Below are 26,338 nucleotides of genomic sequence, written 5' to 3'. Positions count from 1 at the left end.
CCGCCGCTGTTCCGGAACCCCTCATCCAGACGCAGGATGCTACGCGCGTTCTTCCGCTGCGCAGAATCGAGGCCGCACGCAGTGGCTCGGAACCCGGCGGCACCGCGTCACCGACGAGAAGGGTGATAGAGCACGGGCGTGCGCGAGTCGGTGAACCACGTGACGGGAAGCGAGTGTAGACGGCTGGGCTCACCGGTCCGCCGCAGTGGGACAGCGGGTTTCGCGGGCCCCCAGGACGAGCGCTGGGTCGGCCCGTGTGCAGCCGCTCCCAGGAGTGTGCAAGCCCGTAGAGCCGGGTCTCGGTGCGGGTCCCGATCGACGGTTCACCCTAAGAGGCGGGCGCAGCGGTTGACCGGCCGGGAAGCTACCCGCATGACCGCACTCCACCGTCTCACCGGTAAGGGACAACCGAAATACATCGTCTTTCACGGGCTTCGACGCGCCGGTGTTCGACTCGCGCCCGCTCACCGTTCGCCGCTCCGCGGGCATTCGGTCGATCGATCGATTCACAGGGAGCGCGAGACATTTAACCAGGTATTCAGTAGCATTAAAACGTACGGTGCAGCGGGCTTCCTACACCGCGGCCGCAGCAGGTTTCCCGCACCATACCGGCGCGGGGACGTTGTGAGCATGTTGTCTTTTCGAACGAACGAAGGGGCATAATTATGTTCGAAGCGGCAGCCGAGCGGGCCCGAGTCGAACTTCGGAGCGACCGGGTCCGGCATGAGGATCGGCCTGGTCGACAACACGAATCGCACTCGAATTCAGACAAAACGTACGTAGTTCGACACGCTTGACGAGATCCGCAACGACACGCGCGGGCAGGCGTTTTCGGTCGAAACGGGCGGTCTAGCGGTGGCATCGTCGTACCGTCGTCAAAAGTTGTTGGAGAAAGGGTCGGGGGACAGGGGGTCGAAATAACTTTGTAAGGCGCCGACGCCTGAAGCCGTATCCGCCGAGGAGCGGCTGCGGCTCCGTGCTGCCATTCGCACTGTAGGTGAAGTTCATATCCCAGCGCATCTGCACGTTCGGAAATACCGGTCACGAGCGGGAATTTGTTGTGCCTGTTCTCGTGTCCGGAATTCGAGGAGGGGTTAGACGATGAGTTCGAATTCAGCCACGCCCGCAGACCGAGATCCGGATCTGATTGCGCTTACAAGGGCGCAGTACGGAATGTGGCTCGCTAACAACCTGCCGGGCGGCCCGAACGTCAATATCGCGCACTACGTCGAGATCGAGGGACCGATAGACTACCCCGCGTTCACCGAGGCGGTAAACGTCGCAGGCCACGAGACCGAGTCGCTCGTGGCCCGTGTTGTCGAATCAGGCGGTCATCCCTATCAATTCGTCGATCGCAGCATCGTTTACGACGATCCGATACTCGACCTCAGCGCCGAAGACGACCCCTATGCGGCGGCGATGGAATGGATGCGGCGGGACTACAACACCAAGGTCACCGATCTGGCCAGGGACCGGCTCGCCGTGACACGCCTGATCCAGCTGGGCGAGGACCGGTATCTGTGGTACGCGCGCGCCCACCACCTGGTGATCGATGGTTACGGCGCGTTCAACCTTTTGAACCGGGTGGCCGAGCACTACAACGCGATGCTCGAGGGTAGGCCGCCTGCCCGGCTGGTGGCGGCCCGGCTGGCCGACATCATCGCGATGGAGCAGGAGTACCGCGCCGGCGCCCGATTCGACAAGGACAAGGCGTACTGGCTCGACAAGGTCGCCGATCTGCCGCCGGCCACGAGCCTGTCCGGTCGCACCGCCAAATGGAGCGAGGACGACCGTTTTGCCGGCCGGCGACTGCCGCCACGGCTGACCGCCGGGCTCGACCGTTTCGCCGAGGATCTGGATGCCTCGCCCGCACAAGTGCTCGGAGCCGCCTTCGCCGCCTTCCTGGCCCGCATGACCGACACCGACGACGTCGTCCTGTCACTGCCGGTGACCGGACGGGTGACCATGCGCCTGCGCAACGCCGCCGCGATGTTGGCGAACATGGTGCCGATCCGATTCACCGTGGACGCGACGACCACCGTGGAAGAGTTGATTCGCGCGTCGGTGTCCGAGTTCGTCCTGGCGATGCGTCATCAGCTCTACCGTTTCGAGGATCTTCGCCGCGATTCCGACGCGTTGGACTCGGCAGCGACCTCGTTCGGCCCGATCGTCAACATCCTGTTCTTCGATTCCGAGATCCGCCTCGGTTCGGCGGTGGGCCGCTACCGCGCGCTGACCTCCGGCGCCCTTGACGATCTACAGCTGAACCTCTACCGCTCCGGGGCCGATGGGCCCCTGCTCATCGAATTGCACGGCAACGCCAACCTGTACAGCCAGGACGAACTCGACCTGCACACCAGCCGATTCGTCGACTTCCTCGAGCACATGATCGCCGCGCCCGTCGACACCCCCGTGGTCGACATCGCCCTCGCCGATTCCGCGGAGCGGCAACGCATCCTCGGTGACCTCGCGGGCCGCGACGGCGTGGCGACCAGCGCGACGCTCGTCGACATGCTGACCCGGCAGGCCGCGGCTACCCCGTCCTCGGTCGCCGTCACAGCGGGCACGACCGCCCTCACCTACCGCGAGCTGGACGAGCGTTCGAACCGGCTCGCCCGCACGCTGATCGCCCGCGGCGCCGGGCCCGAATCGCTGGTGGCGATCGCGATGCCGCGCGATGCCGACCTGATCGTCGTGGCGTTGGCCGTGTTGAAGTCGGGCGCCGGATATCTGCCGCTGGATCTCGCGCACCCGATCGATCGACTCGACTACGTGCTGAGCGACGCCGATCCGGTCGCGGTCGTGACAACGCGGAGTCTGCGCGAGCGGGTGCCTGGAGATCCGGGCCGAGTGGTGCTGTTCGACGACGACCGGGAAGTCGAGAACGCGGATCCGATCACCGACGCCGATCGCATCCGCCCGCTGCGTCCGGACAACATCGCCTACGTCATCTACACCTCCGGGTCGACGGGGCGGCCGAAAGGTGTGCCGATCACCCATCGCGCGGTGGCCACCTACTTGACCAACGCGTGTGCCGACATCGGAATCCGCCGCGACGATGTCTGGACGCTGTTCCATTCATTCGCCTTCGACTATTCGGTGTGGGAGGTCTTCGGCGCTCTGACAACCGGCGGTCGCGTTGTCGTGGTGGACAGCCCGACCACGCGTTCGCCGGACGACGTGGTGCGGCTGATAGCCCGCGAACGGGTGAGCGTCTTCAGTCAAACCCCCTCGGCCTTCGATCAATTCGTCACCGCCCGGGCGCGCTACGCGGATGCGGGCGAGCCCGACGGTGGGCTCGGGCTGCGGCTGGTCGTGCTCTCCGGCGAAGCGCTCGATCCGGCCGGTTTGGCCACCTGGTACGGGCGGAATCCGAATCTGCCCGTGCTGGCCAACAGCTACGGCATCACCGAAACCACCGTCTTCGTCACCTATCTGGAGCTGACACCGGATGTCGCCGTGCCTGGCGCGCCGAGCACGATCGGGCAGCCGCTGCCGGGGTTGCGCGTCTACATTCTCGACGAGCACCTGCGCCCGGTCCCACTCGGCGCTTGGGGGCAGATCTATGTCGCGGGCGGTCAACTCGCCCGCGGCTATCACGACCGCCCCGGATTGACCGCGGGACGCTTCGTCGCCGATCCGTTCGGCCGCCCGGGCGAGCGGCTGTATCGCAGCGGCGACATCGCTCGCCGAAACGCCAAGGGCGAGTTGGAATATCGCGGTCGCGCCGACCAGCAGGTGCAGCTGCGCGGATTCCGGATCGAGCTGGACGAGATCCGCGGTGCGCTGCTGAGCCACAGTGCGGTCGCGGCGGCGGTGGTCATCGTGCACCTGCCGGGGACGGAAGCGGCTCGGCTGGTCGCCTATGTCGTGCCCGCCGACGAAGCGGTCGTCGAACCCGAGGCGTTGCGCGCGCACGTCGGGTCGTTGCTGCCGGAGTACATGGTCCCCGCACACATCGTGGTTTTGCCGGCGTTGCCCTTGACCGTCAACGGCAAAGTGGACTATCGGGCGCTGCCCGAGCCGGTCATCGATTCGGTCGCGGCGTACGTCGCGCCGAGCACCGTCGTGGAGGAGACCATCACCGATGTCTTCGGCGAAGTTCTCGGTATCCCGCGGATCGGTGTGCTGGACGACTTCTTCGAACTGGGCGGAAATTCGCTCACCGCGACTAGCGCCACGGTGCGGATCGCCGAACTGACCCGCTGCGAGCTGTCGGTGCGCGACCTGTTCGGCAATCCCACCGCCGCCCGACTCGCCGCCCATATCGACAGCGGGCAGCACTACAGCCGCCCCGCCCTGCGGGCACAGCCACGCGTCGAGCCGATCCCGCTGGCGCCTGCCCAGAATCGAATCTGGCTGATCAATCAGGTGGATCCGACCTCGGCGGCCTACAACATTCCGCTGGTGCTGCGGCTGACCGGACAGCTCGACGCCACGGCGCTACGTTCGGCACTGACCGACCTGCTGCGACGACACGAATCCCTGCGCACCGTGTACCCGGCAGTGAATGGTCAAGGGACGCAGGTGATTCTGCCCGCCGAGCAGGTCGCGGCCGACCTCGATCCGACCCCGCGAGTCATCGAGCCGGACGAGCTGGAGCACAGAATCCGGGAGTTGGCCGCGATCGGCACCGACGTGCGCCGACGGCCGCCGATCCGGATCGCGCTTTTCGCATCCGCCGACCATCGACGACACACCTTGGTCGTCGTCCTGCATCACATCTGCTGCGACGGATCGTCGCTGCCACCGCTGGCAGCCGATTTCGCGGCCGCCTACCGAGCGCGGTCGCAGGGATGTGCGCCGGACTGGCGACCGCTGAGTGTGCAATACGCCGACTACAGCATCTGGCACCGCGACGTGCTCGGCGACGAAAACGATCCGGACTCGCTCGCGGCACGCCAACTTCGGTATTGGACAACACAATTGGCGGGAATGGCGGGACCGCTCGAACTGCCTGCCGACCGTCGGCGCCCGGCTCGCCGATCCATGCTCGCCGATGTCGTCGACACCGTGATCCCGGCCGAGACACGCGCCGGGATCGAGCAGTTGGCGCGCGCGGCGAACGCCACCAGCTTCATGGTCGTCCACGCCGCGGTCGCGGCGGTGCTCGCCCGGTTGTCGGGCTCGGCGGACATCACGGTCGGGACGCCGGTCGCGGGCCGGGGTGAGCGCGCGCTGGAACCGCTGATCGGCATGTTCGTCAACACTGTGCCGCTGCGCACCCAGATCCGCGGCGACGAATCGTTCGCCAGGTTTCTGATGCGGGTCAAAGACATCGATCTCGCCGGCTTCGCCCACAGCGACCTGCCCTACGAACGTGTCGCGGAGGTGGTCGACGCGATGCCGTCGGCGGCGCGCGACCCGCTGTGCTCGGTGTACCTGGCCTTCGACAACATGGACCACCCGCGTCTGGAGCTGCCCGAGCTCACCGTGGAGATCCTGGAACCGGGACCGCAACCGGCGAAGGTCGATCTCATCGTCACCGTCGACGAGAACTCGAGCACCGCAGGCGATCTCGGCCTGCGAATCAACTTCGCCACGGACCTGTTCGATCGGACGACCATAGAGGATTTCGCCGGGCGACTGAATCGGTTCCTCGCGTCGGTCGTGTCGAATCCGGAGGAGTGCGTCGGTGTGGTCGACGTGCTGTCGGCGCGTGAGCGAGCCGCGCTGGTGCCCGCGTCGGGCGGCGCTGCCGAGCAGCCGCGGGTGCTTGCGGAGTTGCTGACGGTCGAGAATCCGGACGCCGTGGCGATCGTGGCCGCGGAACGCACCATGACGTTTGGGGAATTGGATGTCCGGTCGAATCGAATCGCTCGGTTGTTGATCGAGTGGGAGATCGGTCCGGAAGACCAGGTCGCGTTGGTACTGGGGCGGTCGGCGGACCTCATTGTCGGGATCTGGGCGACGGTGAAGGCCGGTGCTGCATTCGTGCCGGTGGATCCGCGCAATCCCGCCGAGCGTGTCGCGCTCATGGTCGCGAAGGCGCGGGTGGTGATCGCGACGCAAGCCACCCGGGATCTGTTGCCTCCCACGGTACCCCGGTTGCTGCTGGACGATCCGGACAGCGAGATCCGCATCGCCTCGCGATCTTCCGACGCCGTGACCGATGCCGATCGGATCCGGCCCTGCCGGGTCTCGAACTCGGCGTACGTGGTGTACACGTCGGGGTCGACCGGTGAGCCGAAGGGCGTCGCCGTGACGCACGCCGGCTTGGCGAATTTCGCTGCCGAACAACGACAACGCTATCGGATCGACAGTTCCGCACGAGTGTTGCAGGTGGCGGCTCCTGGCTTCGACGCGCTGGTCCTGGAGCTGCTGATGGCCCATCCGAACGGCGCCGCGCTCGTGGTTTCGCCGCCGGATGTCTTCGCGGGGGAACGGTTGGCGGAATGGATTCATACGCAGCGGGTTTCGCATGCGTTCATCACACCCAGCGTGCTCGCGACCATGTCTCCCGACGGTGCGGACTCCTTGCGGGATCTGGTGGCCGGTGGCGAGGCGGTGTCAGCGGAGGTGGCGGCGGTGTGGAGCCCCGGCCGTCGGTTGTTCAATGGTTACGGGCCCACCGAGACCACGATCATGGTCGCGATCAGCGACCCGCTGCGCGCCGATGCCCGCGTCACGATCGGTGGCCCGATTCGCGGCGTCGCGGCCCTGGTATTGGACGAGAATCTGCAGCCTGCGCCGGTCGGGGTGACGGGACAGCTGTATATCTGCGGCATTCACCTCGCTCGCGGCTACCTCGATCGGCCCGCGGAGACCGCTTCGGCGTTCGTGGCCGATCCGTTCGGTAAGCCCGGTTCCCGCATGTACCGTACCGGTGACCTCGCCCGCTGGACGCCCGAGCACACGCTGGAATACCTCGGGCGCACCGACTTCCAGGTGAAGATCCGCGGCCAGCGCATCGAACTCGGCGAGATCGAAGCCGTTCTCGCCGGGCATCCGACCGTGGCGACGGCGGTGGCGGTAAGCGTGGCGACGGAGAGCGGGCCGAAACTCGCTGCCTACGTCACGCCGGCAGCCGATGCCGTCGACTCCGCGCAGTTGCGGGCCCACACCGCACAACACCTGCCGTCGCATATGGTTCCGGACGCGCTGACAATCCTCGACGCGCTGCCACTGACGTCGGTTGGCAAGGCCGACCGCGCGGCGTTGCCCGCGCCGATATTCACCACCGAGACCGAATTCGTCGCGCCTCGAGACGCGGCCGAGCAGATCGTCGCCGATGTGTGCGCCGCTGTGCTCGGCCTCGATCGCGTCGGCGTGCTCGACAACTTCTTCGACCTCGGCGGCAACTCGCTGTCGGCGACGCGGCTGGCCGCGCGGTTGAGCGCCGTCTTCGGCGTCGACGTTCCGCTGCACACCGTCTTCGACGCGTCGACCCTCGCGGAATTCGCGCAGACTCTGCAAGCCATCGATGCACCCGGGCGAGAAGCGCTGGTCGCGCGGGAGCGACCGACGCGGATTCCGCTCTCCCCCGCCCAGGCTCGGATGTGGTTCCTCAATCAGTTCGACACGAGCTCGGCGCTGTACAACATCGCGCTGGTCGTGGACATGTCGGGACCACTCGACATGCGCGCCCTGCGCGCGGCGGTCACCGACGTGCTCGACCGCCACGAAGCGCTGCGCACCATCTATCCGGACAGTGACGAGGGACCACACCAGCTGATCGTGCCGGTTCGGGCCGAGATGTCCGTGCTCGAGCCGATCGAGGTGGCGGCCGACGACGTCGAGGCGCACATCGCCGCGGCCGCCGAGGCCGGATTCGACGTCACCCGCGAGGTGCCGTTCCGAATCACGTTGCTGCGCACGACCTGCGAGCAGCACACCCTGGTCCTGATCGTCCATCACATCAGCTTCGACGGATCATCGCTCGCGCCGCTGGCCGCGGACCTGGTGACCGCCTACAACGCCCGCGTGCGGCAGCGGCCGCCGCAGTGGCCACCGTTACCCGTGCAGTACGCCGATTACGCGCTGTGGCATCGCGAATGGCTCGGCACCGAGGACGAGCCGAACTCCCCCGCCGCCACCCAGATCGAGTATTGGCGCACGACACTGGCCGATCTGCCCGAAGTGCTCGACCTGCCCACCGACCGCCCGCGCCCGGCTCGGCAATCGTTCCGCGGCGCGATGGTGTCGGCGACGCTGCCCGCCGACCTCGGTCGCGACATAGTCGCGCTGGCCCGCAGCCACGACGTGACCGTCTTCATGGTGCTGCACGCCGCGTATGCCGCCCTGCTGTCCCGGCTGTGCGGAACCGGCGACATCGCGGTCGGCACACCGATAGCCGGTCGGACCGAGCCGGGACTCGAGCGGCTGATCGGCATGTTCGTCAACACCCTGGTGCTACGCACCCGCATCGAGCCCGGCGCGTCCTTCCTCCAGGTCCTGGAGCAGGTGCGGGCGAGGGATCTGGCCGCCTTCGACCACGCCGACATTCCGTTCGAGCGGATCGTCGAGGTGCTGAATCCGCCTCGCACCACGGCGCACGCGCCGTTGACACAGGTCGGATTCTCGTTCCACAACATCGAGATTCCCACCGTGGAATTCGAGGGCATGACGGTGTCGGCGCGGGCCGCCGATCCGAGCGTGGCCAAATACGATCTGCATCTCAACCTCGTCGACATGGCGGCGCACGCCGGTGAGCCGGGCGAGATGGCCGTCGAATTCGGTTACGCGACGGATCTTTTCGACGAGGCGACGATCACCGCCATGTTCGAACGATTCGTGCTGCTGCTGCGGGCGATGGTCGCCGATCCCGGCAGGCCGATCGGCGACGTCGAGCTGCTGACCGCCCAGGAAGCGTGTGAGCTCGTCGGGCGAGAGACCGGGCGCAGGACCCCACTGCCGTCGACGACAGTCGCGGAGCTGTTCGCCGAACAAGCCGCCGCGACTCCGGACAGCACCGCCGTGCTCGACGCCGAAAGCGGCGCGCGGCTCAGCTATCGTGAGTTCGCGGGGCGGGTGAACGCGCTGGCTCGCGCGTTGGTCGCACGCGGTATCGGCCCGGAAACCATTGTGGCCGTGGCAATGCGGCGCTCGGTCGATCTGCTGATCACGCTGTATGCCATCCACGCGGCAGGCGCGGCGTACCTGCCCCTCGACCAGGACCATCCGCGCGATCGCGTGCGCGCCGTGCTGACCGCGGCGCGGCCGAGGGCGGTGGTCACCCGTCCCGGCGACGACGCGAATCTGCCCGATCACGTTCCGGTATGGACGCTCGCGGATCTCGACGCCGCACACGAGGATCCGTCGCCGTTGACCGACGCCGACCGGCTCGAGCCGCTGCGACCAGAGAATCTGGCCTATGTCATCTACACCTCCGGTTCGACCGGCGTACCGAAGGGGGTGGCGATAGCGCATGCCGCGGTGGTCAATCAGCTCCGCTGGCTGCGTGAGCACTACCACCTCGGCGACGACGTCATGCTGTTGCGCACTCCCGTCACCTTCGATCTGTCGGTGTGGGAGTTGTTCAGCCCCTTGGTATCCGGCGCGACGTTGGTTGTCGCGGGACCCGACGGCAGCGGTGATCCGCATGCGGTGGCCCGGCTGATCGCCGAACATCACGTGACGACAGCCGATTTCGTGCCGTCGCTGCTCTCGGTGTTCCGGGAGACGGCCGACGGCCGCGACTTCCCGGATCTGCGCCGAGTGCTGTGCATCGGCGAAGCGCTGCCTGCCGAAACCGTCAGGCGATTGCGAGAGGTCAGCAACGCGGGCATCGAGAATCTGTACGGGCCGACCGAGGCCGCGGTCAGCGTCACCGCGTACCACGTCGACGGGATCGACGGGGTGGACGGCGCCGCCGTTCCGATCGGTACTCCCGAGCCGAATGTGACCGTTCACGTGCTGGATTCGCGACTGCATCCGGTGCCGCCGGGCGTGACCGGCGAGCTGTATCTCGGCGGTGTCCAGCTGGCCCGCGGATACCACCGGCGCCCAGGGCTGACGGCGGCGACGTTCATCGCCGACCCGTTCGACAGCGACGGAACCCGCCTGTACCGCACCGGCGACCTGGTTCACTGGGGCAAGGACGGCACACTGCGCTACGTCGGCCGCGCCGACGACCAAGTCAAGATTCGCGGACTGCGCATCGAACTGGGCGATATCGAGGCCGCGCTGCTCGCGCACGAACAGGTCGGCGCGGCCGTCGCCAGGGTCCATCCCGGCCGCGACGAGCAACGCCTGGTCGCCTATGTGGTCACCCAGGAAGCCCTGGACGCCAAACAGATTCGACGCTTCTTGCTGGAGCGACTGCCTGCTTACATGGTGCCTTCGGCGATCGTCCGGATCGACGCCGTGCCACTGACGGCCAACGGCAAGGTCGACTATCGGGCCTTGCCCGAGCCGGAGCCGAGCGACCGCGAGGTCGGCTACCAGGCGCCGCGTTCGCTGGTGGAGCAGGCCGTGGCCGAGGTCTTCGCCGAACTGCTCGGCCTGCCCACGGTCGGCGCGGACGACGACTTCTTCGACCTCGGCGGGAATTCGCTGGTGGCCACGCGCGCGCTGAGCAGGCTCGGGGCCGTGGTGGATGCGACCGTGCCGGTCCGGACGATCTTCGAGGCACCCACCGTCGCCGAGTTGGCCGAACGGATCGCACAGCTGCGTGGGGTGCCCGCGCTGCCCGCCCCGACGGCGAAGCCGAGACCAGCGCGCCTGCCGTTGTCGACGGCGCAGGCCCGAATGTGGTTCCTCAATCAGTTCGATCCGGCTATGCCCGGTTACATTGTGCCGCTGGCGATTCGGCTTGAGGGCGCGCTCGATGTCGATGCGCTCGCCGCCGCCGTCGGCGATGTCGTCGCCCGCCACGAGAGCTTGCGGACCATGTATCCGCCCGTCGACGGCACGCCAACGCAGGTGGTGCTGGACGCGGCCGACGTCGTCGCGAGCTGGGATCTGACCCCGCGGCGGATCGCGGAAAGCGAGCTGGAACACCGGCTGGCCGCGTTCTCGAGCACCGGGTTCGATGTCTCGAAGGGCGTGCCGGTTCGGGTCACGCTGTATCAGCTGTCGGATACGGCCTGGGTGGTCGCGGTGGCCGTGCACCACATCAGTTGTGACGGCTATTCGGTGGCGCCGCTGGCGACCGACATCGTGACCGCGTACCGGGCACGAACCAGTGGAAACCTCCCGGATTGGGCGCCACTCACCGTCCAATTCGCCGATTACGCCCTGTGGCAGCGCGAGGTGCTCGGTGCGCCCGACACCACGGACTCGCCCGTGTTCCGCGATATCGCCTACTGGCGAACCCGATTGGCGGGTATCCCGGAACTGCTCGAGCTGCCGACCGATCGGCCGCGCCCGGTCGAGCAGACCCACCGCGGCGCGGTGCTGCGGGTCGAGATCTCGGCCGAGTTGCACGGCCGGGTGGAGGCATTGGCCCAGCGAGCCGAAGCCACGATGTTCATGGTGGTGCACACCGCACTCGCGGTGCTGCTGTCGCGGCTGTCCGGCAGCGACGACATCACGATCGGCGTGCCGCACGCTGGTCGCGGCCACCGCGCGCTCGACCATCTCGTCGGGATGTTGGTCAACACCTTGGTGCTACGCACCCGTGTCGGGCTAGAGCAGACCTGCGTCGAACTGCTGGATACGGTGCGGCACAACGACATCGAGGATTTCGATCACGCCACCGCGCCGTTCGAGCAACTGGTCGAGGGGCTGAATCCGGCACGGTCGACGGCGCACGCGCCGTTGTTCCAGGTGATGCTCGCCTACCAGAACATGGCGCGGGCGCACGTGGAACTTCCCGGTCTCACCATCGAGACCATCGACCCGGGTGACAGCGCCGCGATATACGACCTGCTGCTGATGATGACGGAGGAGCACGGGCCCGACAACGAGCCGACCGGCATGACGCTGCGCCTGACCTACGCCACCGACCTGTTCGATGCCGACTCCGCGCACCGTTTCGCCGATCGGTTCGTGCGCTTGCTCGATGGTCTCGCGACCGACCCCGATTCGCCGGTCGGCGATATCGATCTGCTCGATGCCTGCGAGCGGCAGCTGGTGCTCGACCACTGGAACGACACCGGCGACCCCGCCTCGACGGGCCGGACCCTGGTCGACGCCTTCACCGACCAGGTCGAACGCACCCCCGATGCCCCGGCGATTCGGCTTCCGGACGGCGAGGCGCTGTCCTACCGGGAGTTCGCCGACCGCGTCAACCGGTTGGCGAGGTGGCTCATCTCCCGCGGCGCGAAACCGGAAACCATTGTGGCGGTCTGTGTTCGGCGTTCGGTCGAGCTGGTCACCGCGCTGTACGCCGTGGTCGAAGCGGGCGCCGCCTTCCTGCCGATAGACCCGGACCAACCGACTAGCCGCATCACCACTGTGCTCAGCACGGCACGTCCGCTACTGGTGCTCACCACCTCGGCGGACGACCACGGCCTGCCCGCCGGATTCGACTCCGTTCGCCTCGATCGACTCGAGATGCCCGACGTCTCGTGCACCCCGATCACGGACGCGGAACGGCTCGCGCCGCTGCGGCCGGACAACGTGGCCTACGTACTGTTCACCTCCGGCTCCACCGGCGTTCCCAAGGGTGTGTCCCTGACACACGCCGCGACCATGAGTCAATTGGCCTGGGCGCAGCAGCAGTGGCCGCACACGGCCTCCGATACGGTGCTGCACAAGACGCCGATCACCTTCGACATCGCCGTGTGGGAGTTGTTTTGGCCGTTGCAGGTCGGTGCGCGGATCGAGATGGCCGAACCCGGCGGGCACCGGGACCCGGCCTACCTCGCAGGCCTGATCGCGAGCCGTGACGTCAGCACGGTGCACTTCGTGCCGTCGATGCTCGAGGTCCTGCTCGAATCCCATGGCGATGCCGAATTCCCCTCCATCCGACGGATTTTCGTTGCCGGTGAGGCGCTGGCACAGCACACGGTCGACGCCGCGCTGCGCGTATTCCCCGAGGCCGAGGTGGTGAACTGGTACGGCCCTGCCGAGGCTGAGGTGGTCACCGCCGCGCGCTGTCTGCCGGGTGCGCGGACGGCGACGGTCCCGATCGGCGCGCCCGTGGCGGGCATGCGGGTCTACGTGCTCGACAAGCGGCTGCGACCGGTGCCCGTCGGTGTCGTCGGCGATCTGTATGTCTCGGGCGTGCAGGTGGCGCGCGGATATCACGCGCGCGCCGACCTCACCTGCGCGGCCTTCGTCGCGCACCCGCTCGGGGCGCCCGGGGAGCGGATGTATCGCACGGGCGACCTGGTGCGGTGGACGCGCGGCGGCGAGCTGGAATTCCTGGGCCGCGGCGATTTCCAAGTGAAGGTGCGCGGTCAGCGAGTGGAACCGGGCGATATCGAAGCCGCGGCGTGCGCGCTGCCCGAGGTGGCTCGTGCCGTGGCCGTGGCGACCTCCGAACGCATCGTCGCCTATGTGACGCTGACGCCCGCGGCGGTGACCGATGGGCGCACGATCCGCGCGCAGCTCGCACATCTGCTGCCGTCGTATCTGGTGCCTGCTCACGTCGAGGTGCTCGACGCCATGCCGCTCAGCGCGAACGGCAAACTCGACCGCGCCGCCTTGCCCGCACCCACCTTCGACGACGGCGCGGAATTCGTCCCGGCACGCACCGAAAGCGAAGCGGCACTTGCCGATATCGTCGCCACGGTCACCGGTAGCGAGCAGGTGAGCGTGCTGGCGAACCTTTTCGACATCGGTGTGGACTCCCTGTCGGCCGTTCGGATCGCCACGCGGGCCGAGACGGCGCTCGGTGTCGAAGTCGGCATCCGCGACATCTTCGCGGAACCGACGATCGCCGGCTTGGCGGCACGGCTGGCGCAGCGGCCGCGGACGGCGCTGATTCCGCTCGAACCCAGGCTGCGCCCGGCGACTGTCCCGCTCGCCATGGCGCAACGCAGGCTGTGGTTCGTCAACCAGTTCGACACCGCCTCGGCGGCCTACAACATCAGCTTCACGGCCCGGTTGACCGGCGCGCTCGACACCGAGACGCTGCGCGCGGCATTCGGCGATGTGGTGGCTCGGCACGAACCGTTGCGGACGGTGTATCCCGCCGTCGGCGGCGAGCCGTGTCAGGTCGTGCGGGATGTGGTGGACGTGGTCGACGGCGCGGCCCTGGATCCGGAGCCGGTCGCCGACGAGACCGTGCTGGCCGAGCGGATACGGCAGACCGTCGAGATGGGCTTCGACGTCGCGCACAGCGTGCCCCTGCGAGCACGGCTGTATCGAACAGGCCCCGACACGCATGTCCTCGTGCTGGTCGTCCATCACATCGCTGCCGACGGCGCGTCGATGGCCCCGTTGGCGCGCGATATCTTCGCCGCCTACCGTGCGCGAGTGAAAGGCGCGGCGCCACAATGGAAACCCCTGCCGGTTCAGTACGCCGACTACGCGCTGTGGCAGCGGGAGGTCCTCGGCGCCGAGGACGATCCGTCATCGATGATCGCCCGGCAGATCCCCTATTGGATCGACACTCTCGCCGACGCCCCCGAGGTGCTCGACCTGCCGACCGACCACCCCCGGCCCGCGACCATGTCGATGGTCGGCGGCAGTGTCCGCTTCGACATCCCGCAGCGGCTGCACGAGGAGGTCGTGCGGCTGGCCCGTCGCGAGGGCGTCACCGTCTTCATGGTGCTGCACGCCGCCCTCGCGATCGTGCTGGCGCGCACCGCGCACACCGACGACGTGTCGATCGGTACACCGGTCGCGGGCCGGGGCATCCCGGCGCTGGAGGACCTCGTCGGCATGTTCGTCAACACGGTGGTACTGCGCACGCCCGTCCGCGACGACCGGTCGTTCCGGCAGCTGGTGGCCGAGCTGCGCGGCATCGACCTCGAGGCGCTCGCGCACGCGGATCTACCCTACGAGCGATTGGTCGATGTGCTCGACCGGCCACGGTCGACGGCGTACACGCCGCTGTATCAGGTGCTGTTCGGGTTGCAAAACACCGCTGCTGCCCGGTTCCAGCTGTCCGACGTCGATGTCGAACTGCTCGATCCCCATGTCGCCCAAGCCAAGACCGACCTCACGGTATTGCTGACCGAGCGCTTCGACGGTACTCGACCGGCCGGGCTCGATGGTGAAATCGTCTATGCGACAGATCTTTTCGTGGAGTCTTCGGCGGCGGCGCTGGCCGAGCGGTTCGTGCGTGTGCTGGACGCGGTCGTCGCCGATCCGGCCCGACCGATAGGCGGCATAGCACTGATCGGTGTCGAGGAGGCCGAACGGCTGCTCCCGGCGCGCGGCGGCGACGCCCCCGCACCGCGTCTGCTGCCCGATCTGCTTGCCTCGGCCGTGGCGACGACTCCCGAGGCGATCGCCCTGATAGACGGCACCCGCACGCTCAGCTACGGCGAGCTCGACCACCGCGCCAATCAGCTTGCGGCGCAGCTGCTCTCCCAGGGCGTTGGGCCAGGCATGTGTGCCGCACTTGTCGTGCCGCGGTCGGCCGACTACCACGTCGCGATGTGGGCGATCACGAAGTCCGGGGCCACGTTCATGCCGGTGGACCTGCGTTATCCGCCGGAGCGGATCGCCTATCTGCTGGACGATTCCGATGCCGAGGTCGGCGTCACCGTCGCGGCGGCGCGGCCCTTCCTGCCGGATGGCGTCCGCTGGTTGGTGCTCGACGACCCGGGCACCGCCGCCGAGATCGCCGCGCGCCCCAGCCACGCCGTGTCGGACGCGGATCGCCTTCGCCCGCTTCAGATCAGGGATACCGCATACGTGATCTACACGTCGGGGTCGACCGGCACACCGAAGGGTGTGATGGTCACCCACGAGGGGCTGGCGGCCTTCGCGGCCGAGCAACGCGAGCGATATCAGGTGACGGCCACCTCCCGCGTGCTGCAAGCCGCGGCACCAGCATTCGACGCGGTACTGCTCGAAGCCTTGATGGCGCACGCGGCTGGTGCGACGTTGGTGGTGTCGCCGCCGGAGGTGCTCGGCGGCCCTGCCATGGCCGAACTGATCCGGACCCATCGGGTGACGCACGCGTTCCTGACACCGAGTGTGCTGGCGACGATGTCGCCCGGCGAGGTGGATTCGGTACGGATGCTTGCGGTCGGCGGCGAAAAGGTGGCGCCGGATCTGCTCGCCGCCTGGGCGACAGGGCGGCGGCTGCACCACATCTACGGCCCGACCGAGACGACGATCGTGATCACGATGAGCGACCCGGTGCGGCCGGGTGAGGTGCTCACCATCGGCGGACCGATTCGCGGTGCCGAGGCGGCGGTACTGGACGCGCGACTGCGACCGGTGCCGATCGGAGTGCCAGGGGAACTGTACTTCTCCGGAGCCGCGCTGGCCCGCGGCTATCTGAATCGGCCTGGGACAACGGCATCCTCGTTCGTGGCGAACCCGTACGGTGCGCCAGGTTCGCGGATGTACCGGACCGGCGACATCGTCCGCTGGACCGCGCACGGCACGCTGCAGTACGTCGGCCGCCTCGATTTCCAGATCAAGATTCGCGGCCAGCGCGTCGAGCTGGGCGAGATCGACGCCGCGTTGCTGACCCATCCGGCGGTCGCGACCGCGGTCACCGTGAGTCGCCGGGGCCCGGGTGGGCACCCGGTGCTTGCCGCGTACGTCACGGCCGAACCCGCGGCGGCCGTCGAACCGAGCGCGGTGCTCGATCACGTGGCCGCCGTCCTGCCCGCACACATGGTGCCCGCGACGATCGCCGTACTCGATCACCTGCCGCTCACCTCGTCCGGCAAGGTGGATCGGGAAGCATTGCCCGAGCCGGTGTTCCAGACCACCGAAGACGCCGCCGTCGCCGCGTCGAACCATCTGGAACGCACCATTGCCGACGCCTTCGCCGACGTCCTCGGCGTGTCCACGGTGGGCGCGACGACCTCCTTCTTCGCGCTCGGCGGCGACTCCATCATGTCGATTCAGCTGGCCGCGCGCCTGAAGTCGGCGGGGATCACCGTGACGGCCCGGGATATCTTCGAGCACAAGACGGTTCGCGGGCTGGCGCGGGTCGCGCAGGCCGCCGAACGGGCGAGTCTCGTCGAGCTGCCCGGCGGTGGAGTGGGCGATATTCCGCGGACGCCGATCGTGTCCTGGTTCGTCGAGCAACTAGGCGCACCGGCTCGATTCGCGCAGTCGATGCTGGTACGTCTGCCGCGTGACGCGCGTATCGATGACGTGGTCTCGACCGTGCGGGTGGTCATCGAACACCACGACGCACTGCGGTCACGGCTCGATGGGCAACGCTGGGAGGTGCCGCCGCCGAGCGCCGCCGACGCCACCGGTTCGGTCTCGGTGCGCACCTTCGGCGCCGACGAGGCGCCGGGCAGCGCCGGTTTCACCGCCGTGGTGGAAGCGGCGGCAGCTTCGGCCTACGACCGGCTCGATCCGGCGGCGGGCAGGCTGATACACGTCGTATGCCTGCTGCCCGAATCCGGTGTGGATGCCGAGGGCCGGGCACTGATCGTGATCCATCACCTGGCCGTCGACGCGGTGTCGTGGCGAATCCTGCTGCCCGACTTCGTGACCGCCTGGCAGCAGATCGGTCGGGGGCGGACGGTCGAGCTGGCGGCACCGGGCACCTCCCTGCGTCGGTGGGCGCACGCCTTGACCGCCGCGGCGGCCGAGCGAGCCGGGGAACTCGAGCTCTGGCAACGGATCGCTTCGGCACCGGATCCGCTCCTCGGGCGTGCGGAGCTGGATCCCGCGCGCGATACGCAGGCGACCGTGCGTGGGCTGACGGTGTCGCTCCCGGTCGAGGTGAGCGCGCCGTTGCTCGACGAGGTGCCCCGCGCCGTGCGCGGCAGCGTCGAGGAGGTGATGCTGGCCGCGCTCACCGTGGCGCTGACTCGCTGGCGTAGCCGTCGCGGCGACACGCACGCGGGCATGAAGGTCCTGCTGGAAGGCCATGGCCGCGAGGAGCAGCTCGCCGCTGGCGCCGACATCTCGCGCACCGTCGGCTGGTTCACCAGCCGATATCCGGTCGCGCTCGACTCGAGCGGCATCGATCCGGCGGACCTGCGCGCGGTGGTGAAATCGGTCAAGGACCAGCTTCGCACCATCCCGGACAAGGGCATCGGCTACGGCCTGCTGCGCTATGCGAATCCCGGCACGGCCGACCGGCTCGCCGCGCTGCCCGAGCCGCAGATCAGTTTCAACTATCTCGGCCGGGTCGGCGTCGATCTCGCGACACTGTCGGATCTGCCGTGGGTACCCACCGACGAACCCTTCGACCGCCGAGCCGCCTTCGATCCGGATATGCCGGCGACGGCGGTGCTCACGATCGATGTGGACGTCGTCGACGGCGCCGCCGGGCCGCGGCTTTCGGCCTACGTCGGCTACGCCGCACGGCTGCTCGACCACGACGACGTGGCCGAACTCACCGACGAATGGGTCGGTGCCATGACCGCGATCGCGGCCATGGCGAGCGAGGATTGGGGGCTGTCGCGGGCCGATGTTCCGCTCGTCGACCTCACCCAGCGCGAACTGGACGAGTTCTCCGACCGGTACGGAGCACTGAGCGAGGTATGGCCATTGGCGCCGCTGCAGGCGGGACTGCTGTTCCACGCCGAGATCGCCGCGGGCGGGATCGACGTCTATCTCGCGCAATCGGCGCTCACCCTGACCGGCACGGTCGACGAGAACCGGCTCGAGCGCGCCGCGCGGGCTCTGCTCACCCGCCACCCCAACCTTCGGGCGGCCTTCGCGCGCACCGCGGAAGGCGTTGCGGTGCAAGTGATTCCTACGGATCCGGTGGTGTCGTGGCGCAGCGTCACGCTGTCCGGGGACGCGGTGGACCCGCAGGAGGTGATCGACGCCGAGCGGGCCACCGGATTCGATCCGGCCGATCCCCCGCTGCTGCGGTTCCTGCTGATCACGGTGCGCCCGCACGAGTTCCGGCTGCTGGTGACCGCGCATCACCTGCTGCTCGACGGCTGGTCGTTGCCGCTGCTGTGGCGTGAGCTCATCGGGTTGTACGCCGCGGACGCGCAGCCGCAGTCGCTGCCCGCTGCCGCGTCCTACCGCGACTACCTGGAATGGCTCGGCCGCCGCGATCGCGCCGCGAGCATCGAGGCCTGGCGAGACGCGCTCCGCCATGTCACCGAGCCGACACTGATCGCCGGTGCGCACACCGAGACATCCGCGACCATCCCGACCGATCTGACGATCGATCTCGATCACGATACGGCCGCGGAGTTGGCGGACTTCGCCCGCGCGCACTCGGTCACGATGGCGACACTCGTGCAGTTCGCGTGGGCAGTGGTGGTGAGCGACTTGCTCGACACCGACACCGTGGTGTTCGGCACTACAGTGTCCGGCCGTCCCGCCGACGTGCCAGGGGTCGAGTCGATGATCGGCCTTCTCATCAACACGATTCCGGTCGCCGTCGACGTGCGCCGGGACCGGACCATCGCCGAAACGCTGACCCTGCTGCAGGCCGACAACACCCGGCTGGTCGACCACCACTATCTCGAACTGCCGCAGATCCTGGCGGCCGTGGATGCCGTCGCACTGTTCGACACCCTTGTCGTCTTCGAGTCCTACCCGGTCGACAGCAGTGGACTCGGCGACGCCGAGATCGACGGGATGCGGGTGATCGCGGCGGAGGGCCGTGACGCCGCGCACTACCCGATCACCGTGCAGGCACACCACACCGACACCCTGCGGGTGCGCCTGCGCTACCAGCCGGATCGCATCGACGACGAGACGGCATCCGGTCTCGCCGCCCGGTTCGACATCGTGCTGCGCGCGATCGCGGCCGATCCCTTCGCGCGGCTGGATTCGGTGGATCTGCTGTCGGCAGCCGAGCGACGGGAGTTGGTGCCCGCCACGGGCGGCAGTCCGGCGGCGCCGCAGCTCGCGGCCGAGTTGTTCGCCGCCGGCGCGCAGGTGAATCCCGATGCGGCAGCCCTACTTTCGGGTCAGCACACGATGTCCTACGCCGAGTTGGACGCCCGGTCGAACCAGCTGGCGCGGCAATTGATCGAGTGGGGCGCCTGCCCTGGCGAACGGGTCGCGCTGGCGCTGGGGCGGTCGACCGAATTCGTGACAGGCCTGTGGGCGGTGACCAAAACGGGTGCGGCCTTCCTGCCGATCGATCCGCGCAATCCGGCAGAGCGCGTCGCACATCTGATCGCGGACGCCCGCGCGCGAGTCGCGCTCACCGTCACGGCGTCGCGGGATCTGCTTCCCGACACGGTGCGCCCGCTGGTCCTCGACGATCCGGACACCGAGGCCGCCATCGCGGCGAAATCCGCGGCGGCCATTACCGATTCCGAGCGCTTGCGGACGCCAAGGATACAGGACACGGCGTATGTGATCTATACCTCGGGGTCCACCGGGCTTCCGAAGGGCGTCGAGGTGCCCCACGCGGGGCTGGCGAATTTCGCCGCGGTCGTGCGTGATCGCTTCGCTGTGGATGCCCGGTCGCGTGTGCTGCATGCCGCGAGTGTCGGTTTCGATGCGATGTTGCTGGAAGTTCTGCTCGCGCACACCAGCGGCGCAGCTCTGGTAGTCGCGGAACCGGACGTGTTCGCCGGGGACGAGTTGGCCGATCTCATTCGCACGCAACAGGTTTCGCATACGTTCCTCACCCCGAGTGTGCTGGCCACCATGGCGCCTGCCGGGATGGATTCGTTGCGTGTGCTGATGGCGGGCGGCGAGGCGGTGACACCGGAGTTGGTCTCGGTGTGGGCGCCGGGCAGGCGGTTGTCGAACGGATACGGACCGACCGAAACCACGATGCTGGCCGTGATCGACGACGCCTTGCTTCCCGGTGATGTGGTGACGATCGGTGCACCGATTCGCGGTGTCGAGGCCGTCGTCCTCGATCGGTGGCTGCGGCCGGTACCGGTCGGGGTGGTCGGCGAGTTGTACCTCGCGGGCATCCAGTTGGCCCGCGGGTACCTGAACCGCCCCGGCGCCACCGCCGGGTCGTTCGTGGCGAATCCGTTCGGCGCCCCGGGCGCGCGCATGTACCGCACCGGCGATCTGGCCCGCTGGCGAACCGACGACACCGTGGAGTACCTCGGGCGCCGCGATTTCCAGGTCAAGATCCGCGGTCAACGCATCGAACTCGGCGAGATCGAAGCCGTACTGTCCGAATATCCCGGCGTCGACCGCGCGGCGGTCGTGCCGCGCACCGATGCGAGCGGCACCGACCGGCTCGTCGGCTATCTGGTCGGCGAAAGCGGTATCGATGCGAGCGCCGTCAAGGCCGCGGCCCGACAGCACCTGCCCGCGCACATGGTGCCCGACCTGCTCGTGCCGCTGACCGAGCTCCCGCTCACCGCGACCGGCAAGCTCGATCGGGCGAAACTGCCCGCACCGCGGTTCCCGGACGCACGGGAACGGATCGCCCCGCGCACCGAGACCGAACAGCGCATCGCGGAGGTCTTCGGCGAAGTCCTCGGTATCGACGCGGTGGGCGCGACGGACAGCTTCTTCGACCTCGGTGGCAATTCGCTCTCGGCGACGCGGGCGGTCGCGCGATTGCGCACGGCACTCGAGGTGAGCCTCGGTATCCGCGACCTCTTCGACGCACCGACCGTCGCCGAGCTGGCCGCGCACCTCGGCGAAGCCGAGCGCCGAACCGCGGTACCGCTGGCACCGCGCCCCCGCCCGGCGCGAGTGCCACTGTCCCCGGCTCAGCAGCGGATGTGGTTCCTCAACCAGTTCGACACCTCGGTCGGCGGCTACAACATTCCGCTGGTGATCCGGTTGCGCGGTGAACTGGACATCGATGCGTTGCGGCAGGCATGCGCGCTGGTGATCGACCGCCACGAGTCGTTGCGCACCAAATTCCCGCTGATCGACGCGATGCCAGGGCAGGTCGTGGTCGACGCCGCCGAGGTGGTGCCCGCGCTGAACCCGATCCGGGTCGACGAACGGCAGGTGCTCGAACGGGCGGCTGCGGTGGTCTCCGCGGGCTTCGATGTGACCGAGGCGCCGCCGATACGAGCCGAACTGTTCGCCGTCGACGAACGCGATCACACGTTGGTGATCTGCGTGCACCACATCTGCGCCGACGGTCAGTCGATGATGCCGCTGGCACGGGATGTGGCAGTGGCCTACGAGGCGAGTCGGCAAGGTAGGCAACCGAACTGGCCACCATTGCGGATCCAGTACCCCGACTACGCGTTGTGGCAGCGCGAGGTGCTCGGTGACGACCACGACCCGGAGTCGCTGGTCTCCAGGCAGCTGCGATTCTGGACCGACAACCTCGCGGGGCTGCCCGAACTGCTCGAGCTGCCGACCGATCTGCCGCGGCCACCGGTGGCGTCCATGCGCGCCAGCACGGTCGACTTCGAGCTGCCCGCCGACTTGCATGTCCGCATCGGCGCGCTCGCACGCGCGCACAACGCCACGGTGTTCATGGTCCTGCACACCGCGTTGAACGTACTGCTGGCACGGTTGGCCGGCGTGGACGACGTGGCGATCGGCACCCCGGTGTCCGGTCGTGGCGATCGCGAACTCGACGAGCTGATCGGGATGTTCGTCAACACGCTGGTATTGCGTTCCCGGGTGTCGGCCCGGCAGCCGTTCGAGGAGTTGCTCACCGCCACTCGCGAGACGGATCTGGCCGCGTTCGCGCACGCCGACGTGCCGTTCGAGCAGGTCGTGGACGTGTTGAATCCGCGAAGGTCGACCGCGCACATGCCGCTGTATCAGGTGACCCTCGACGTCCAGGATCTCAGCGCGGCCGCGTTGGAACTGGCGGGGCTCACGGTCGAGCCGATCGAAGCGGGCTTCGACCAGGCCCGCGCGGATCTGAACGTGAAACTCGTCGAACAGTTCGACGCCGGGGGCGCACCGAGCGGCATGGCCTGCCGCTTGACCTTCGCCGCCGATCTGTTCGTCGAGCAGACGATGTCTCGTTTCGCGCGCGCGTTCCGCCGAATCCTCGAGCAGGCGACCACGAATCCGGCTGTGGCGGTGGGCGATATCGACATCGTCGACCCCGACCAGCGCCGCGAAGTGCTCGCGGCCTCCGGAGTCGACGGCGGCCCGGTCGCGGAAGTGACTCTGGCCGAGCTGTTCACCGCCAAGGTCTCGGCCCAGCCGGATGCGATCGCGGCCACCGACGGCGTGTCGCAGATGAGCTATGCGGAGTTGGATCGGCGCGCGACTCGGCTCGCGATTCGGCTCGCCGAGCACGGTGTAGGCCCGGAAACCCTGGTGGCGGTGGCATTGCCGCGCTCCCTCGATCTGGTCGTCGGGCTGCTCGCGGTGGTGCGCGCGGGAGCGGGATACCTGCCGCTGGATACGGCCAATCCACCACAGCGTTTGCGGTTCATCCTCGATGACGCGCGTCCGGCCGCGATATTGACTTCGGCCGAGTCTGCGAGGGACATACCGGAATACGCGGCACCGACGATCCTGGTCGAAGAGACCCGAGACCTGGTCGCGGACCGACCGCTACCCGCGGCAGCGCGGCCGGACAACGTCGCCTACGTGATCTACACCTCCGGATCGACCGGTACGCCGAAGGGGGTGGCCGTCAGCCATCGCGAAGCTGTCACCCTGTTCACCCACGCCGCCGAGCGATTCGACCTGCGCTCCGACGACGTGTGGACGCTGTTCCACTCCTACGCCTTCGATTTCGCGGCGTGGGAGATGTGGGGCGCGCTGCTGAGCGGCGGCCGCGTTGTCGTCGTCGACTACGCCACGTCACGGTCGCCGGAGGCGTTCGTGCAACTGGTGGCGCGGGAGCGCGTCACGGTGTTGAGCCAAACACCGTCGGCGTTCTACGGATTCGTCGACGCCGAGCGTCGCTACCGCGAATCCGTTAGCGGCTGCGGCGATCTCGCGTTGCGCTATGTCGTCTTCGGTGGCGAGGCATTGGATCCGGCGCGGTTGACCGAGTGGTTCGCCGCACACCGGCCCGGATCGCCGCGACTGATCAACATGTACGGGATCACCGAGACGACCGTGCACGTGACCTTCGCCGAGGTCGACGGCCCGGACGCCGCGGGGATCGGCACGCCGCTGCCTGGCCTGCGGGTGTATGTGCTCGACGACCGGCTGCAACCGGTGCCGGTCGGCGTCCGTGGCGAAATCTATGTTGCCGGAGGGCAACTCGCGCGCGGTTACCTGCGAGCGCCCGCATCGACGGCGAGCCGCTTCGTGGCGAATCCCTTCGATACACACGGCGGCCGGTTGTACCGCACCGGCGATGTCGGGCGCTGGCACGAGACCACCGAAGGACTCGAATTGACCTACCTCGGCCGGACCGACGCGCAGGTGCAGTTGCGCGGGTACCGGATCGAACTGGGCGAGGTGGAGTCGGCACTCCTGCGCCATCCGGCGGTGTCGCGGGCCGCCGTGGCGGTGCACCGCCACGAGCGCGAAGTGGACCAGCTGGTCGGCTACGTCGTCGGAAGCGACGGGCAGCGGCCCGATCCGGGGCAGGTCCGCGCGGGCGCCGCCGAAGTGCTGACCAGTTACATGGTGCCGTCGGTGATCATGGTCCTGCCCGATCTGCCACTGACGGTCAACGGCAAGCTGGATCGGAAAGCGTTGCCCGCGCCCGACTTCGAGGGATCGGCCCAGCGGTACGTCGCGCCGCGCACGCACACCGAGAAGGTGCTCACCGAGGTGTACGCGCAGGTCCTCGGGACGCCTCGGGTCGGGGTGACCGACGGGTTCTTCGATTTGGGCGGCAATTCGCTGCTGGCCACGATGGCGGTGGCCGAGTCGAGTGCTCGCGGGGTGACCATCGAGTTGCCCTGGATGTTCGAGGATGCCACGCCGAAAGCCTTGGCGCGCCGAGCCGACGACGCGGACGGCGACTCCGGGCAGCAGGTGCTGCTCGCGCTGCGTGGCGGCGGAGCGGGACCGGCGGTCTTCGCCGTGCACCCGGCGGGCGGTCTTGCATGGTTCTACGGCGGCCTCGTCGAACATCTGCATCCGGATCGCCCGGTGTTCGGGTTGCAGGATCCCCACGTCGTATCCGGCGAGCCGGACGCGCGGTCGGTCGTGGAATTGGCCGACCGGTATGTGGCCGAGATTCGCCGCGTGCAACCGACGGGTCCGTACCACCTGCTCGGCTGGTCGTTGGGTGGGCAGATCGCGCACGCCATGGCGGTCCGCTTGCAGCGCGACGGCGACTCGGTCGGCCTACTGGCCCTGCTCGACTGCGCGGCCGACGCGCCGCGGCACTCGGCGCCGCCGACCGACGGACAGGCACCGGGACAGCTGATGGGCGATCTGCTCGGTGGCTGGCGAGAGCTGTTCGGCCTCGACGACGACGTGCTGGCGAGCAGCCATGAACAGGCGTGGAGCATCATCCGCGAACAGATAGTCGCGACCGGCCTGTTCAGCGCCGAGCAGACCGATCGGGTGATGGAGAGCTTCCGGACCGCGAGCCAGATCTCCGCCGCGCACCGGCCGGACGTGTTCGACGGCGACCTGGTGTTCTTCACCGCCGGGAAAGACCATCCTGACCACGACGGGCTCGTCCACACGTGGCGGCCCTACGTCAGCGGAGAGGTGCACAACGTCGTCGTCGACGCCCGCCACCTCGAGCTGAGCCATCCGCATGCCCTGGCCCTCATCGGCCCCGTCCTGGAGAGGTTCATGGAACGATGCTGACCACACCTTTGCAGCAACTGCGGCTCGACGACGGCAGAACGGTGACCTGCACCAGTCCGGCCGAGGCCCACATGTTGTGGGGCGAGACGACGTCGGCACGCGGGTTCTACCGGCGGGCAGCCGAACGCCTTCGACCCGGCGATATCGCCGTGGACATCGGCGCGAATATCGGCCTGACCGCGATGATGTTCGCCGACGTCTGCCCCGGCGTCCAGGTCGTCGCCGTCGAGCCCGTGCCGATGACCTATCGCTGCCTCGAACGCAACATCGCAGCGCATGTCCCGGCCGGGATCCCCCTGGAGTCGGCGGTCGGCGCCACCCCGGGTACGCGGGCGTTCACCTGGTACCCGCGCGCTTCGGCGAACTCCGGCTTCTTCGCCGACCGCGAGGCGGACGACCAAGCCACCCGGATCTATTTGCGCAACTGTGGCCTGGACGACAAGGCCATCGCGCTCATCACCAAGGGGCTGCACGAGGGCGTGCCGTTGGAGGTCGAGGTCACCACCGTCTCGGCCATACTCGGCGAACACTGCCGCGACCGGGAGATCGGCCTGCTCAAAGTCGATGTCGAGCGCGCGGAGTTGGATGTCTTGCGCGGCATCACCGACACGGACTGGCGACGTATTCATGCCGTGGTCGCCGAGATCCACGACATCGAGAACCGCGTGCGAGAAGTCCGCGAACTGTTCGACCAGTACGGCATGTCGGTGCAAGTCCAGCAGGACCCACGGTTGATCGGAACCGAAATATTCGAGGTATTCGCGACCAGGCCGCGCGCCGACTGACGCGGCTCGCGTCAGGC

At 68.3% G+C, this 26,338-nt stretch carries 2 protein-coding genes; both read left to right on the top strand.

Features of this window, described 5'->3' with window-relative positions:
* Positions 1-1,101: 1,101 nt before the first annotated feature.
* A complete protein-coding gene (locus NAM01S_RS10085) occupies positions 1,102-25,536 on the top strand; it encodes a non-ribosomal peptide synthetase (protein ID WP_084482758.1) in 24,435 nt (8,144 codons plus the stop codon).
* Complete coding sequence (locus tag NAM01S_RS10080) at positions 25,530-26,321, top strand: FkbM family methyltransferase (RefSeq protein ID WP_067782914.1); 792 nt, start codon at positions 25,530-25,532, stop codon at positions 26,319-26,321. Before NAM01S_RS10085 ends, NAM01S_RS10080 begins: the two co-directional genes overlap by 7 nt.
* Positions 26,322-26,338 lie beyond the last annotated feature (17 nt).

It is taken from the genome of Nocardia amikacinitolerans NBRC 108937 (genome assembly GCF_001612615.1).
Classification (GTDB): domain Bacteria; phylum Actinomycetota; class Actinomycetes; order Mycobacteriales; family Mycobacteriaceae; genus Nocardia; species Nocardia amikacinitolerans.
This window is presented reverse-complemented; position numbering and strand designations above follow the sequence as displayed.